The organism is Pseudomonas sp. ML2-2023-6 (genome assembly GCF_037055265.1).
GTDB classification, from domain to species: Bacteria; Pseudomonadota; Gammaproteobacteria; order Pseudomonadales; family Pseudomonadaceae; genus Aquipseudomonas; species Aquipseudomonas kulmbachensis.
The window spans coordinates 52611-67574 of the sequence record NZ_CP146347.1; the positions used below are offsets into that span (position 1 = coordinate 52611).

Here is a 14964-nt window from a genome sequence, read left to right on the forward strand (position 1 = left end):
TTTTATCGGGCAGGCTACTTAGCCGTTTGGTTGCCGCGAATAATTTCGATACCGCGCACACGAGGGGCGCCGCCGGGGTTGCCAGTGACAGGGCCTTTTACCGGGCCGGACATGGCTAACTGATTGAACTGATAAAGGCTGCGCTTGGCGTTATCGAGGTTATTGGAAACCTCCTGTTCGCCCGCCCAATACTTGCTCAAACGCTGCTCCTGAGCGCTGCGCACCGCCAGACGCAGAGTGCCGGCCTGTGTGGCAAGCATCAGTTGATTGAGCAGTGGCTCCGGAACCGCCAGTACTGCGGTGCGCGCGCTGGCACGACGCTGTTCCTGCTTGAGCGCTTCCTCGGCACTCTTCGGTTGGGAGGCCAGTTGACCATCGTTGGTCAGACCCAAATCATCCCCCACACTCAGCACACGAACCGCAGGCAATACCACCTGAGCCGATTGCTGCGGGTTGGCGGTGTCCTGCCGCAGAAACAGCAGGATATCGACGTAGTCACCCGGCGTTAGCTGCCCGCCCGCGCCGGTCACTTCGTCAATCGCTACCGCCAGTGCGCGTTCATTGGGGCGAATCATCCGCGCCAACGGGCCGCCCATATCAAAGCTCTGCTCATTGAGCCAAGTACCTGCACTCAGGCTACGCCAAGGGGTACGGCCCACCGCCTGATCAATCGCGGTGAGGCTGCCGGCAGGCACAGTGGTCAATTTCTCCAGGGTCACATCGGCGGCCGTCAAGGCCACATGCGGAGGCACGTCATGGGCTAAAACCACCACTGGCTTGCGGGTCGTGTCTTCAGCCGCCACCACTCCCTGCTCGATTACCTGAGTGACCGGAAGTGCAGCTATCGGCTGTTGCCGACTCAATACCAGGCCCCAATAACCGGCAGCAATAGCCCCAACAAACAAAATCGCGGCGAGTATTAAACTGCGTCGATTGTTCATGCACAAACTCCCTTTCTTACGGCGTACTGCAGACTAAAAAACCAATTCGCAATCAGGCAGCTATGAACAAATAACGCCGATGCAACCCACTTCGTTACTTGAAAATAGCGCAGAGAAATCAAAATGCCATTATTGGAACTAAAAATCTTTACTTAATTTTTAATAATTTGATTTAACACACACTTTTCGACGGCTAATTAGAATTAATACTTTATGATTAGTCCATTGTTACAGTTGCTTTAAAATACTTTATTGCCAATGCTGTGATGGCAGATCGCAATCAAGCCGCACCATTGCAGTGCCCACCTCGGCGCACTAAGGAGAAGTCAGATGATGTTAAATACTGTTCTGAGAGTGTACGTACCTACTCAGGTATTCTTGTCGCGCCAAGTCAAACAGTTCGTCCAACGTACTGACGGTGCTTCGGGTATTGAGTACGCTGTTATTGCTGCGATGGTAGCCGTCGTTATTGCCGGTTTCTCACCCGACATACAAACTGCTGTAAAAAACGTATTCACCACTATTAAAACCGGACTCACACCTCCGGCCTGATAACGTTTAGTGGGGCCGCCAACTTTATAACTCACTATGAGTCATTACTATGAGCACCTCTTCGCCGCGCCAACAGCTCCTTCTGGTGGATGACGAAGAGGACGCACTGCTGGAGTTGGCTGAGCTGTTGGAGGGCGAGGGCTTTGGTTGCTTTACGGCAACGTCAGTCAGACTCGCCCTTCAGCAGTTGGCCCGGCATTCGGATATTGCACTGGTCATCACTGACCTGCGCATGCCGGAAGAAAGCGGCATAGCGCTGATCAAGCGCCTGCAGGAACATGCATCGCGCCAGCATTTACCGGTCATCGTTATTTCCGGGCACGCCGACATGGGCGATGTCAGCGATCTGTTGCGCCTGCACGTACTGGATCTGTTCCGCAAACCCATCTACCACGTGCGTCTGCTAGATACTCTAAACACCCTCTTCCCCTCGCCTCCCCCGTTGCACCAACCCTGATCTTAATTATATTTTCGCCGTACAAAAACCCCACAAAAGTTGCCGAAAACCGTAATCCTCCAACTCTTGAAAGACCACAATTACCAACAACTTCCGTGGGGTTAAACGGTTCCGCCAAGCTACATATATGCCCCTACAACTGGTAACTAAAGCTCAACGTGTAACGCGGGCTACGGTTAAAGCTGTCCAGCGCAATATCAGACATCGGCTTGGCAACTTCCAGAGCAATGTTGTAATAACGCCTGTCACCAAAACGCATCCCCACGGACGCCGAAGACATGTCTGAACCTTTTAATGGCAGTTCGTTGCACCAGGTCTTGGCCCTGTCCAGTACCGCATAAGGTTGCAGCAACTTCACCCATTCCCCGTCACGGTTAAAGCTGTAGTTCAGTTCATAGGCCACCCCCCAACCCTTGTCCCCCGAAGCCTGATCGTCCGGATAGCCACGGCCGAAGTTCTGCCCGCCAAATACCGCGCGCTCGCTGTCAGGCAAACTGTCGCCGGTCCAGTACAAGGCACCTGACATTACGCCCTGCCAGTTATCCAGAAAGCCGTCACTTTGCACCCCCGACAAACGCAACCGGAAGAAGTCCAGATCGTAGTGGCTGCCGGTCAGATTACTCTCGCTTTTGGCCCCCAAACCATCGATCCCTTGGTACACACCGGCACTCAAGATGCGTAACTGCCTGGCATCGGACTTGCGCCAATCGCCTTCATACGCCAGTGCGCGTACGTTGGTTTTTTCGCTGATGGTCTGCCCATAACCGACCACGTTGTAGTCAGTAGTGTCGTTCACCCCATACAACCGGGCGGCGACGCTCAGCCATTGATCAGGCGCGGCTATCAGCGGATGGCTGACGCCTATCGAGAAACGGTCATTCTCACGATGGGGCTTGAGCTCAAAACCATCGCTGGTAGCGATACTGGTGCTCGGATCACTGCGATAACTGGCGCCATACACGCTTAGCTGTGTGCCTTCGGCGTTCAAGTACTGGCTGTAATCGAGGCGGTAGTAGTGCTCCTTGTCTTTGCCCGGGGGAAACAAACCGCTCAGGGTCAGCTGTTCAGCCATGGCCGTTTGCGAGTTGCTGCTGGCCCCGAACAGTGCCTGAGTACTATCGCGACTGCCTTCGACAAAGCTCATGCTGGTAGTGAACGGTTTACGGCTGGCACCAATATGCAATGTCGATGCACCGTCGGTGGTGCCAGGCGGAGGTACTTGCGCCTGCAAGGTCACGCCGGGAATCCGGCTCATCAGCGTGCTATAGCGATCAAAGGTTTTACGGGTCAGCGGGCGCTCGCCCTTGAGCTTGTCTACCAGCTCATCAATAAAGCCTTTGACCCGTCCAACATCACCGTCAACCTGGTAATCACGGATATAGCCTTCTACCAGTACCACACGTACCAGCCCCTGATCGAAATCCTGCTGTGGCAAAAACGCATACGAGAGCAAATAGCCGTCAGTCTGGTAGCGCTGGGTAATGCCGCGCGTCACCTCAATCAATTGCGCCAAGGTGATTTCATGGCCCAACAACGGCTTGAACACCGCGGCCAATTCCGGCAGTGGGTAGACCGTACCGCCTTCAATCTGCAACTTGCGGATGGTCAGCCGGGTACCCATCAACAATGGCTGAGCCTCGGCGGCACCCGCCTTGGGCAACTCCAGCGCAGGCGCTGACGGGCGATAAGCGTCTACCGGCAAGTTGGGCGTGGGCAAGCTTTGCATACTGTCGTTGCTGTTGAGGAAACGCGGAAGGATGTCGGCACCGGCATGCGGGGCCAGTGCCAAGAATAAAAAAGGAATGCAATTACGCATAAGACTCTCCATGTTCAACTACAGCGGCATGACGAAGGGACTTCATCTTTTTTGAGTGTTTCGTGAAGTTGCCCCAGCATCAGTCCTACAACCTGTACATGAAAAAAGACGAGAGACTCATCCGAATCTCCCGTCCCAACCAAGCGTAGGCGCTGTAGATACGGCCGTCGAACCGGCCAGGTGCAATAGCGTCAGTTTTTCTTGCCCAAGTTGCCCAACCCGCCAAGCACTCCCCCAAGAGCACCACCCAGACCACCTAAACCACCTGTTGCACCACCACCCGCACCTACCGTCGCACCCACTGAGTTGTTGTTGCTTGAATCCAGTTTGATACCCAGCAAGCCACCACCGCCCAGACCTAGCAAGCCGCCTTGGCCAGCACCAGTACCACTACCTGAACCTGTACCGGCGACTGCTCCAAGACCCAACAATCCGCCAAGACCACCCAGACCAGTAGCCGTACCTGTGCCATTGCCGGACGCCGGGTTCACGTAACCACCCGCCTTGTCAGCCACACCGCCCACACCGATCAGCACGCCGCCAACCAGGGAGGTCACCGGGTTGTTGTCGCCGGTTGTTGCCACTTTGGTGCCGAGCCCACCGACAACGCCGCCGACCTTGTTCAACAAACCGTCCACGGGAGCCCCGAGACCTGTGGTCGTGCCCACTTTGCCCGTGACGTTTTCCACCAGTGAAATGACCGGCACCAGGACTTTGTCATTCACACCACCGGTGACCTGCCCCAATTGGCCACTGGTCACGTTGGTGGTCAGTGTATTGCCGAGCATGGTCACGGTAGTGCCCACTTTATTTACCAGTCCGCCTGTGGTGTCGGTCACCTTACCGACGACGCCGCCCACCAGCGGGATCTGACTGATCGGGGTGTTATCGAGCACAGTGCTCAAGCCAGTACCGACTGACGAGACACCTTTGCCTACATCACTGACCGCATGGGTGGCACCCGCCACGGTAAGGCCAAGCGAGTCCTTGTCGGTGCCCAGTGTGCCCAGACCGTGGGTAAGACCATCCGTCACGGAGGTCACCGCATTGCCAGTGTTCACCACCAGACCGCCACCCAGGGTGCCGACGACCGGGACGCCGTTCAACGTGCTACCCAGACCGCTGACCGTACTGCCCACGCCACCTACGGCTGTACCGACTTGCCCTACGACCTGACCTGTCACCAGAGGCGTGGCGCCTGTACCACCACCGGTTCCGCCACCGCCCGTGCCGCCACCACCAGTACCTCCACCACCAGTACCTCCACCGCCTGTACCGCCGCCACCCGTTCCGCCACCACCAGTGCCACCACCGCCAGTTCCGCCACCACCGGTGCCACCACCGCCAGAGCCGCTATTGCTAGCCACATAGCTCTTGGAACCGCCACCGCCGCTGCTGCAACCTGACAGGCTGACGGTCATTACCAACAGCAAAGCCGTACTGGTTTTCAACCAAAGTTGAGTGTTCATGATCAATGCCCTGCACCTGTTATGCCTGAGTTCGAAACTTCCCTGTTCTGCGTCAGGGATAATTTCATCGGTTACAGACATGACAACGCCACGAGCAAAATCAAACAATTCACAACTTGGTATTAACCCCTTATATACAGACGAGCGCATCCACCTTATGGACTAATACTTTGGATCTACTCGACGACAAAACAACTTTATTTATCAATGTTATTGCTCACCCAACAAGTAACCGAGCGCGACAAGCCCACTTTAGATATAGGCATAATTAATGGCCTGCCCGCTGACGCGTAGGGTGCAAAAAACCGGAAACTGCCACTTATTCCACCAGGCTGAATTCAACACGCGCCGTCTGCCCGGTTTCATCGAGCACACTGAGTTCATAACGGCCCGTCTGTTGCAGCGTGGTGTTGAGCACCTCTTGCCGAGTGCTGACACCCAACGGGGCACCGTTCATAAACCACCAGCGCCGACCGTCTCCGCCCAAGGCCGATAACGCCAGGCGCAACACTTCCTGACTGGCTGCCGGACGACGCAGGCGGTCACCGTCGCGTACGCCAACAATCGACAGCGGCGCAGCCGCATTCAAGGCCGGGGGCGGGCATTGCCTGGAGGCCTGCGGCAACCGCGCCTCACGCCGTTCGACACGGGGTAGCCAGGGTTCCAGCGGTGCAGGCCATAACACCACTTCACGCAGCTGCGCACCGGCGCATTGCGCTGCCACGCGCAAGCCCTGCGGGTTGACCCAAATGGTTTCACGCAGGCCCACACCCAGTGGTTGATCCGCTGCAAGCAAGGTCGGGGGCGTGGTGTGATCCAGCGTCCAGGCAAAACGCTGGCGACGGCAATCGGGATTGCCCTTGTTCATGGGCTGACCCAGCGGCCAGCAAATCGCAGCCACTGCGACGCTGGCCGGCACGGCCTGCACTGGCGCGACAATACCGCGCTGGCTGTCGCGGTTACTCAGCACATCGTGTACTTGCAACATCAAGGGCGCCGCCGACGCCAGACCAAACTGCCCCGGCACGGGCGTGCCATCCGGGCGGCCGATCCACACGCCGATCAAGTAGCGCGGCGCTACCCCTATCGCGAGGGCATCGCGAAAGCCGTAGCTGGTTCCGGTCTTCCACGCCAGCAGGGGGCGCTGCACCAATTCGGCGTGCGGGTCGCGATCGGGGCGCGCCTGACCACTGAGGATGCGCCGGATAATCCACGCTGCACCGGGCGAGAGCATGCGTCGCTCGTGTAACGGGTCACTCGGTTGCAGACGCAAATTGGCGCTGCGTCCTTCTCGCGCCAGGGCGCTGTAGCCGCTGACCAGATCCTCCAGACGACTGCCGGCACCGCCGAGGATCAACGCCAGATTGGGCTCGGCCAATGCCGGCAAACTCAATGGCACACCTCCATTGCGCATATCGGCGGCAAAGCGCTTGGGGCCATACGCTTCCAGCAACTGCACGGCGGGCAGATTCAACGAAGTGACCAGCGCCGCACTGGCCGAGACCGGCCCGCTAAAGCCCATGGAGAAATTGCCCGGACGGTAGTCGCCATAGCGTCGGGGTACATCCTGCAGCAGCGATTCGGAGTGGATCAGCCCGGCATCCATAGCCATCCCATACAAGAACGGCTTGAGCGTAGAGCCCGGCGAGCGCATGGCTGTGATCATGTCGACGTGGCCAAAGCGGCGCGTATCGTTGATATCCACCGAGCCCAGATAGGCGCGGACCGCCATGCTCTCGGTTTCGACCACTACGATGGCCGCCGAAGTGTGCTCGGGTAAACGGGCGCGCCAGCCCAACAACAGGTCTTCGAGTCGGCGCTGCAAGTTGGCGTCAATCGTGGTGCGAATCAACGCTGGACTGTTGGGCCGATTAAGCCGCCGCGCCAGCAGCGGCGCCAGGCTCGGTTCCAGACGCGGCGCCAGCAGCAGCGGTTCTTCCAGCGCCTCGTTCACGGCCGACTGCGGCCATACCCGGTACTCGGCCAGGCGGCGCAACACTTTGTCCCGCGCCACTTGCGCCCGCCCCGGGTGACGGTCGGGGCGCAGACGGCTCGGCGCTTGCGGCAACACAGCGAGCAACGCGGCCTCAGAATGGGTGAGCTGCAGCGGGGACTTGCCCAGATACGCCCAACTGGCCGCCGCAACGCCCTGCAGAGTGCCGCCAAACGGTGCGCGATTGAGGTACAGGGTGAGAATTTGATCCTTGGACAGGTGCCATTCCAGCTGCGCGGTGCGCCACAGCTGACGCAGTTTGCCGGGCAGCGTGCGCTCGTGGGGATCAAGCAAACGCGCAACCTGCATCGACAGAGTGCTGCCGCCCGACAACACCCGCCCGCCGGTAAGGTTTTGCCAGGCCGCGCGCCCCAGCGCCAAAGGGTTGACCCCTGGGTGCTGATAAAACCAGCGATCTTCGTAAGTCAGCAAGGCATCCAGGTACAGCGGCGATACTTCACTGGGTTGCACCGGGTAGCGCCACACGCCGTTGGCATCGGCAAAGCGCCATAACGGCGTACCGTCTTCGGCCAACACCACGCGGGCCTGATCATCCTGGGGCAAGGGCAGCGGCCAAATTCGGTCAGCCAGCCACAGCAATGTGCACACCAGCAACAGGCTAGCGACTATCCAGCTCACGATGCGTAGCCGCCCACGGTCGATATCTGGCAAAGTGGCCGCCTTACTCATCGGGATACACACATGCAAGTTGAAGGGTTTTTCGAAAGCCTGGGGCAAATGTTCGGGGCCATCATTCGCTTTATCGTTGAAGGATTGGGTGGCATTTTCAGTGGCCTGAGCCACGCCGGCAGTAACTTTGTCGACGGTCTTGGCCGTGCGCTGGGCATGGAAACCTCGATTATCAGCATTGCCATTTTGGTGATCGGCCTACTGTTTTTATACAACGCCGTACGCGCCTTTATGCGCGCCTCGATCATCGGCGGGGTGATTTGGTTACTACTGGGGTTGTGGGTACTTAGCTGGATCATCAGCTAAACACCCAAACCCCGTAGATACTCTGTTCCAGGTCAAGCCCCAGTGGGAGCGAGCAGGCTCGCTCCCACGCTTGAAGTATCTCTGTAGCCGCTGCCGAAGGCTGCGCCAAGGGCCACAGGACTTTGTTTGGGGTTGCTTCGCAACCCATCGCAGCCTGCGGCAGCGGCTACACAAACATGATTACCGGCCCTTGATCACCATATCCCCTGGTGTTTCGCCCACGGCCTGCCAGTTGGGACGGTACATCGATTCCACTTGTGGTGGCGGTACGCGGTATGTCCCTGGGGTCACGGCACGGGCCAGGTACAGCAGGTGCGTGGTGCCATAGCCATCCAGTTTCAGTGCCGCCACGTAACGGTCATCGCGATATTCCTGATGCTCTACGCTGGCGTTCTGCATCGACTCACGCCATTGCTTGACCTGGGTACTGGCGTTTTCAAGGCTGGCCGCGCTCTGGCCCAGGTTCTGGTTTTCCAGCTCCAGGCCCGCAGGCAGCAAGTCGACCACCAGCGCATCCGGCACCTGCTGCTTGGCCGTAACGGCCAGATGCACCAGTACCAGATCACCACTTTTCAGCGCCTTGAGGTCCAGCGGCTCACCGTTCATGCCTAGATAATCACGGCGAATACTCATGTTCTCGCCACCCGCCGCCGGGGCTTGCTGTGGATAGCCCGAAATCGTCAGCTGTTGATAAATCGGCGTGCTGCCCTGGTTGCGCAAGGTCAGGGGCGAGGCCAGCAACGGCCCATCGAGCTTGATGCCCGATTGGGCGTTGTTCAGCTCGCGGGTCTGGCTGCCACTGGTGAGCTGCGCTGTCCAGCTGGCTTCAGGTTTGCTCAGCAGATCGCGACCGGCGAGGAACAACGAATTGCGCTCCTGGGTCGACAACCATTGGCTCGCCGCCAGTTGATCGGACAGATCGAATAAACGTTGCTCGCGCTGGCCGCTCATCAGGTTGTTTTCTTCCAGCAGGGCCAAAATCAACGCCTGATCGCGCAGCGGGCTGCCGTAATCGCCCAGCCATTGATCCGCCTTGCGAGTCACGGCCAGGCCTGCCACCAGCGCCTGATCGGCTCGCGGCTGATCGCCCATCTTCTGCAGGGCAATCGACAACTGCACCAATGGCAGGCCCGAACGGGCATCGCTGCGCCGTTCAAAGATGCTGCGCAGGGCCCCCAGCGGAGCTTGCTGGCTACGGGCCAAAACCATCGCCGCATACGCCTGCACCGCAAAGCGGGTGTGTTCGAGGTTTTCGCTGTAGTCGGCTTCGATCAGGTTGCGTTCCTGCACATAGCGCAGCAAACGCTGGCTGGCCTTTTTCAGCGCTTCGGGCGGCACCGCGTAGCCTTGATCGCGGGCGCGTAGCAGGAAGTCGGTGACATAGGCGCTGAGCCAGTATTCTTCCTGACCGTCTGCACCCCACAGGCCAAAACTGCCGTTGTAACGCTGCATCCCCAGCAGGCGCTCGATGCCTAATTCGATTTTGCGTTTGCGCTCCGCGTCCGGCTCGCCTTCAAGGCCCAGCCGTTGCAGTAACGCGGCATCGGCATACAGCGCCGGGTACAGGCCGCTGGTGGTTTGTTCGGAGCAGCCGTACGGGTAGGCCTTGAGCGCCCGGATCTGCTCGCCAAGGTTCAGCGGCGGACGGCTCGACAAGCTGAGCAAGGCTTCGCGCCCGGCCGGTTCAAAGGCTTGCAGCTCGACGTCGGGCAGGCTCCACGGTTGATCGTTGAGCACAGCGCGGTAATGCTTGAGCAAAGCTGGATACGCCGGGCGTACACCCAGGGTCCACTCTCGGGTGAACGGTGCCAGGGTTTCACCCGGCAGATCAAGACCGTTGACCGTCACCTTGACCTGACCCGTGCCATAACCACCAAGGGCCTTGACCGGCACCTGCAAGGTGCTGCGCTGGCCGGGGCTCAGCGTCACGTTTTGCGTCGCATCGCCCAGCAGGCTCAGTTGGCCCTCAGTGTTGAGCTTCACTTGCAGGGTTTGCGGTTTGTCGGTGAGGTTGGACAAGTCCAACGCCAGCCGGGTCTCGTCACCACCAGCTAAAAAGCGCGGTGCGGCCAGCTCGGCCACCAGCGGCGCGGCGACCACGGTTTTACCTTCGGCCATGCCGTAACGATCATCGGTCCAGGCCTGGGCCATCAACCGCAGTTCGCCGTTGAAGTCGGGGATATCCACACTGATTTGGCCTTCGCCCTGTTCGTTCAACGTCACCGGTGCGCTTTGCAGCGCGACGATGGTCACGCTGGTGGCAGGTCGCTTGCCGCCCTTGGCCAGCGCCGCATCACCACCGAACGCCAGACTGGCCAGACGGCCCTGCCCGGCTTCGATCAGTTGCCCGTAGATATCCAGTTGGTCCGCGCCATAGGCCTTGCGCCCAAACAGGCTGGCGAATGGGTCAGGGGTTGGGTATTCAGTGATATTGAGTACGCCCACATCCACTGCGGCCAGCAGTACATGGGCTTGCTTGGGGATGCTGCCATCGGCGTTTTTAGCCTGAATTTTTACCGTCAGCGGTTGCTTGGGACGCATTTTTTGCGGCGCGTCCAGGCTCAGCGCCAACTTGCGCTGGCTGCGATCGATCGGCAGGTGCAATACACCAACAGCACGCTTAGGGGTGATATTGGTCTTGCGTTCACCGGGGCGAATGACCAGTGCGCTGATGTACAAGTCGTGACGCGCCCAGCTCGGGTCGAGCTTGATGTCGAAGGCTTTACCTTCGGCGGGCACTTCGATTTCTTCCCACCACAGCGGGCCATCACTGCCTTCAACCAACAAGTAACCCTTACCTGCCGCAGGTGGTGTGACCGTGACTTTGGCCGTGTCGCCATCGGCATAGGCGGCCTTGTCCAGCGCCAGCTTGACCTGATCGGGGCGCACGGCACCACCTTCGGCGTTGTCCTGGGCACGATAACCAGCCCAGAAACGCAGGCTGCTGATCAAGCCGGTTTTCGGGTCTTCGACTTCAACCCGGTAAGGGCCCCACTCCACCGGGAAACTGACCTTGGCGGTGTCGCCCGCCTTGAGGCTGAGGGTTTCTTCGTTAAGGTTCAAAAACTTCTCGTTGTAGTGATAGCTCCAGCCATCGTTGTCCGAGTAGTTCCAGTAGTAGTCGCGGCGCTCGCGCACCAGTCGCACTTTGAGGTTATCGGCGGCCAGCTTGTTGCCCTGGCTGTCGGCAACCAACAGTTCAAATTCAACCGGACCATCGCCATCGGTTTCAGTGCCCTCAAACAAACCGCGAATCCCCGGTAGTCGTTCCGCAGGCCACACCGGCTGCACCAGACGCCGAGTAATCGGGCGCCCGCCAGACTCTTGCAAGCTGGCTTGAACAATCAATTGAAGCGGCGATTTGGCATCGCTCCACTGACTTTCAAGGCTGATGGTTTCCTTGCCTTCGGCATTGAGGACGCTTTCGTCCAGTTCCAGATCCTGAGTCAGTTCGGTTTCTGTTACCGAACCAAACTGATAACCCGGCAAGGCGCTGACCGCCTCGCGCAATGGCCGCACATAGACCTGACCGCTCAAGCGATTGCCCGCTGCCGGAGCGCCGTACAGGTAACGGCCCGTCACCTGAATTTCAGCCGTTTGCTCAGGGCTCAGCGGCGTGTCGCTGCCTTTAAGCTCCAGCGCCATGCGCTCGGGCAAAAAATCCTCGACCAAAAACTCATACAGCTGCGGCTTGCCATCGCCGAAATCGAACACCAGTTGCCAGCGCCCGGTCGGTGCTTCGCTAGCCAGTTGCAGTGGGTACTGATACAGACCCGAGGCATCCGGCGACCAGACAAACTTGCGGCTGACCTGTTCGTCCGGACGGCGCACTTCAACGCTGACCGGCTGCGGCTTGACCGGGTTGCCGTCACGGTCGCGCAGCAAGGCATTGAGCAGTACGGTTTCACCGGGACGATACAAATCCCGCGGGCCAAACACAAAGAACTGCAACGGGTGCGCTTGCGGGCCACCAATATCGAACTCGGCCAAGTCCAGCGCTGCCGTATTCAAACGCAGCAAGCTGGTCTGATCACCTTGACGCGCCACCAGCACTTCGGCCTTGGGTGGCAGGGCCAGTTGCGCGTGACCGTCCTTGGCGGTTTTACCCTGACCAAGCATCTGGCCTTTGCCGTCGAGCAACTCCAGCTCGACACCGGCCAGGGCGCTGCCGCCTTCCAGCGCTTGGGTGAAGACATCCAGGCGCTTCTGGTAGCGATGGACGGAAAGGCCAATGTCGCTGAGGGTGAACAAGGTCGCCGGGGTCGAATAGCTATAACTGCCCGACGCAGTCATCACCGCCAGATACACCCCCGGTTGCTGCAAAGGCTTGATCCCGGAAGTCGGCAGGATCAGGGTTTCACGGGTATTACGCGCCGGGTTCAAGTCAAAGCGAGCGCCGTACACCAGATCGGCCATGTTCAGCAGATCTTTGGCTTCGTAGCTTTGCAGGCTGCTGTTGCGGCCCCATTGGCTAAGAAATGCCGGCAGTGATTCGGGTTTAACCCGGAAGAACTCGACATCCACCTTGTCGACGTTCAGCGCGATCACCGGCAGGCCTTCGGCCAAACGGGTGGGCAGCAAGTTGCCACGACTGGCGAAACCGACCGTGGGCTGCAGGTCGCGGGTTTCAAGGCGGCTGACGTATTCGGCGGCCAGTTTGGCGTCGTTGACGGCGCGCAGACCGGGGTCAACGGTGAGGATCAGTTTGCGCTGTGGCTCAAGGTGGCGCAGGCGCAGCTCCATGAGGTTATCCGACAGCTCCCAGGCGCCATCGACCTTGCCGGTTTTGGCATCCACCAGATGCAGCGTGTCCGCGAAGTTCTGCTCTGGATTGAGTGGTACCGAAAAGCTGACGGACAAGGTGCTGGCACCGTCCAGTTGCACTTCGGACACATCCACCACACTCAACTCGCGCCCGGCATAGCGTTCGGCCAGGACCTTGACGTCCTGCACCGGTTTGGCCGACTGGCTCGCGGCAACCTTGGGCGCTGCGGGTTTGTCGACACTGGAAGAATCACAAGCGCTCAACAGCGCCAGCGTGCAGGCCAGGAACAATCCTTTGTTAAGCATGGTGTACTCGTTTGACTGGGCATTGAAGGGGTCGACTATATAACAGCGCGCCATGAACCACAGGCGCACTGGTCAGATTGACTGTGGAACAGGGGATTGGTTCTCCCCCGCAGATGCTGGCCCGGCTTTTGGGTGGGAGCGGGCTTGCTCGCGATGGTATCACTGCGGCCAACCGATCAGACCGCGTTGTCTGCATCGCGAGCAAGCCCGCTCCCACAGGTTACAATCACGCTCCCCAAAGGAGCCTGCATGTCATCTTCTCTACTCGCCGACTGGCGCGACCGACCGACCCATCGCCGAGTGTGGGCGCTGGCAGCGCCGATGATCCTGTCGAATATTTCCGTGCCGCTGGTGGCGCTGGTCGACAGCACCGTGATCGGCCACCTGCCCCACGCGCATCAACTGGGCGCGGTGGCCGTGGGCGCCAGCCTGTATATCTTCCTGGCCTGGATGATGGGCTTCTTGCGCATGGGCACCACCGGCTTCTCCGCGCAGGCCGCAGGCCGTGGAGATGGCACCGCTCTGCGGCAAATCCTGCTGCAAGGCTTGTTGCTCAGTGTATTGCTGTCGATGCTGCTGGGGGCCATCGCGATTCCATTCAGCGGGGTGGCGCTGAGCCTGATGCAGCCCTCGGCCGAACTGCACGCCCTGGCCCTGGACTTCTTCTATATCCGCCTGTTTGGCTTACCGGCTGCCCTGGCCAGTTATGCCCTGGTGGGCTGGTTTCTGGGCACGCAAAACGCCCGAGCGCCACTGGCGATTCTATTGACCACCAATCTGGTCAATATCGCACTCAACCTGTGGTTTGTACTCGGTCTGGACTGGGGCGTGGCCGGTTCGGCGCGGGCTTCGGTGATTGCCGAGTGGAGCGGCGCCCTGCTCGGTTTGTGGCTGACACGCGGAGCATTGCGCAAATTTCCCGGCACGCTGGTGTGGGCCGCCTTGCGCCTTTGGCACAACTGGAAGCCACTGCTGGGGGTCAACCGCGATATTTTTATCCGCAGCCTGCTGCTGCAATCGGTGTTTTTTGCCATCACCTTGCAAGGTGCCCGCTTGGGCGACGCCACGGTGGCGGCCAATGCGCTGTTGCTCAATGGCCTGTTGTTGGCCGCCCATGCCCTGGACGGTCTGGCGCACGCCGTCGAGGCGCTATGCGGACATGCAATCGGCGCTCGCGATCGCACTGCTTTGCGCCGTTCGATGGTGGTGGCCTGCGGCTGGTCGTTGCTGGCCAGCCTGGCCTTTGCGCTGCTGTTCCTGTTGGGCGGGCATCTGTTTATCGAGATGCAAAGCGACATCCCGAGCGTGCGTGAAACAGCCTTCCAGTACCTGCCGTATCTGGCCTTGCTGCCGCTGATTGCAGTGTGGAGCTATTTGCTCGACGGGCTGTTTATCGGCGCCACCCGCGCCCGGGAAATGCGCGATGCAATGGTCATCAGCGTGATTATCGCCCTCCCCGTCGCTTGGGCGCTGCACGGCTATGGCAACCACGGGCTGTGGATAAGTTTTCTGCTGTTTATGGTGCTGCGCAGCCTGACCCTGGGCGTTTATGCGTGGCGCATGCAGCGCAAGGATCAATGGTTCGGCGCCTGAACCGAGGCAAAAAAAAACGCTGACCCGCGCAGTGCGCAGGTCAGCGTTTTTCAGTCAGCGAGGACTGTGTCGGGCAA

The 14964-nt window shown here is 59.5% G+C and carries 9 protein-coding genes; 4 read left to right on the plus strand and 5 right to left on the minus strand.

Annotated elements, in window-relative coordinates; translation table 11 throughout:
* Positions 1-14: 14 nt before the first annotated feature.
* Positions 15-941, minus strand: coding sequence for a Flp pilus assembly protein CpaB (cpaB, locus tag V6L79_RS00250; protein ID WP_338579653.1), 927 nt, complete (start codon positions 939-941; stop codon positions 15-17).
* A gap of 330 nt (positions 942-1271) precedes the next feature.
* Between cpaB and V6L79_RS00255 the strand changes: the two genes are divergently transcribed.
* Positions 1272-1493: a Flp family type IVb pilin gene (locus tag V6L79_RS00255; RefSeq protein ID WP_261739884.1), complete on the plus strand. Its 222-nt coding sequence runs from the start codon at positions 1272-1274 to the stop codon at positions 1491-1493.
* Positions 1494-1542: 49 nt separating this feature from the next.
* Positions 1543-1950: a response regulator gene (locus tag V6L79_RS00260; RefSeq protein WP_261739885.1), complete on the plus strand. Its 408-nt coding sequence runs from the start codon at positions 1543-1545 to the stop codon at positions 1948-1950.
* A 133-nt stretch (positions 1951-2083) separates the two neighbouring features.
* Here V6L79_RS00260 and V6L79_RS00265 read toward each other — a convergent pair whose 3' ends face one another.
* The 3 genes from V6L79_RS00265 to pbpC form a co-directional block, all read right to left on the minus strand.
* Positions 2084-3766, minus strand: coding sequence for a POTRA domain-containing protein (locus V6L79_RS00265; RefSeq protein ID WP_338579654.1), 1683 nt, complete (start codon positions 3764-3766; stop codon positions 2084-2086).
* 191 nt (positions 3767-3957) lie between these two features.
* A complete protein-coding gene (locus V6L79_RS00270; protein ID WP_338579655.1) occupies positions 3958-5235 on the minus strand; it encodes a collagen-like triple helix repeat-containing protein in 1278 nt (425 codons plus the stop codon).
* A gap of 319 nt (positions 5236-5554) precedes the next feature.
* Positions 5555-7918, minus strand: coding sequence for a peptidoglycan glycosyltransferase PbpC (pbpC, locus tag V6L79_RS00275; protein WP_338579656.1), 2364 nt, complete (start codon positions 7916-7918; stop codon positions 5555-5557).
* Positions 7919-7930: 12 nt separating this feature from the next.
* On the opposite strand from pbpC, the gene V6L79_RS00280 reads away from it, so the two are divergent.
* Entirely contained in the window at positions 7931-8224 is a 294-nt protein-coding gene (locus V6L79_RS00280; protein ID WP_261739889.1) for a hypothetical protein, read from the plus strand.
* Positions 8225-8404: 180 nt separating this feature from the next.
* Here V6L79_RS00280 and V6L79_RS00285 read toward each other — a convergent pair whose 3' ends face one another.
* Positions 8405-13294, minus strand: a complete 4890-nt coding sequence (locus V6L79_RS00285) for an alpha-2-macroglobulin (RefSeq protein ID WP_261739890.1) — start codon at positions 13292-13294, stop codon at positions 8405-8407.
* Between the two features lie 249 nt (positions 13295-13543).
* On the opposite strand from V6L79_RS00285, the gene V6L79_RS00290 reads away from it, so the two are divergent.
* Complete coding sequence (locus V6L79_RS00290) at positions 13544-14887, plus strand: MATE family efflux transporter (RefSeq protein WP_338579657.1); 1344 nt, start codon at positions 13544-13546, stop codon at positions 14885-14887.
* Positions 14888-14964: the final 77 nt, after the last annotated feature.

Excerpts from the sequence above, each read along its gene's own strand:
- V6L79_RS00255 (WP_261739884.1), top strand. The coding sequence starts at position 1,272 with ATGATGTTAAATACTGTTCTGAGAGTGTACGTACCTACTCAGGTATTC.
- V6L79_RS00290 (WP_338579657.1), top strand. The coding sequence starts at position 13,544 with ATGTCATCTTCTCTACTCGCCGACTGGCGCGACCGACCGACCCATCGC.
- V6L79_RS00280 (WP_261739889.1), top strand. The coding sequence starts at position 7,931 with ATGCAAGTTGAAGGGTTTTTCGAAAGCCTGGGGCAAATGTTCGGGGCC.
- cpaB (WP_338579653.1), bottom strand. The coding sequence starts at position 941 with ATGAACAATCGACGCAGTTTAATACTCGCCGCGATTTTGTTTGTTGGG.
- V6L79_RS00265 (WP_338579654.1), bottom strand. The coding sequence starts at position 3,766 with ATGCGTAATTGCATTCCTTTTTTATTCTTGGCACTGGCCCCGCATGCC.
- V6L79_RS00260 (WP_261739885.1), top strand. The coding sequence starts at position 1,543 with ATGAGCACCTCTTCGCCGCGCCAACAGCTCCTTCTGGTGGATGACGAA.
- V6L79_RS00270 (WP_338579655.1), bottom strand. The coding sequence starts at position 5,235 with ATGAACACTCAACTTTGGTTGAAAACCAGTACGGCTTTGCTGTTGGTA.
- V6L79_RS00285 (WP_261739890.1), bottom strand. The coding sequence starts at position 13,294 with ATGCTTAACAAAGGATTGTTCCTGGCCTGCACGCTGGCGCTGTTGAGC.
- pbpC (WP_338579656.1), bottom strand. The coding sequence starts at position 7,918 with ATGAGTAAGGCGGCCACTTTGCCAGATATCGACCGTGGGCGGCTACGC.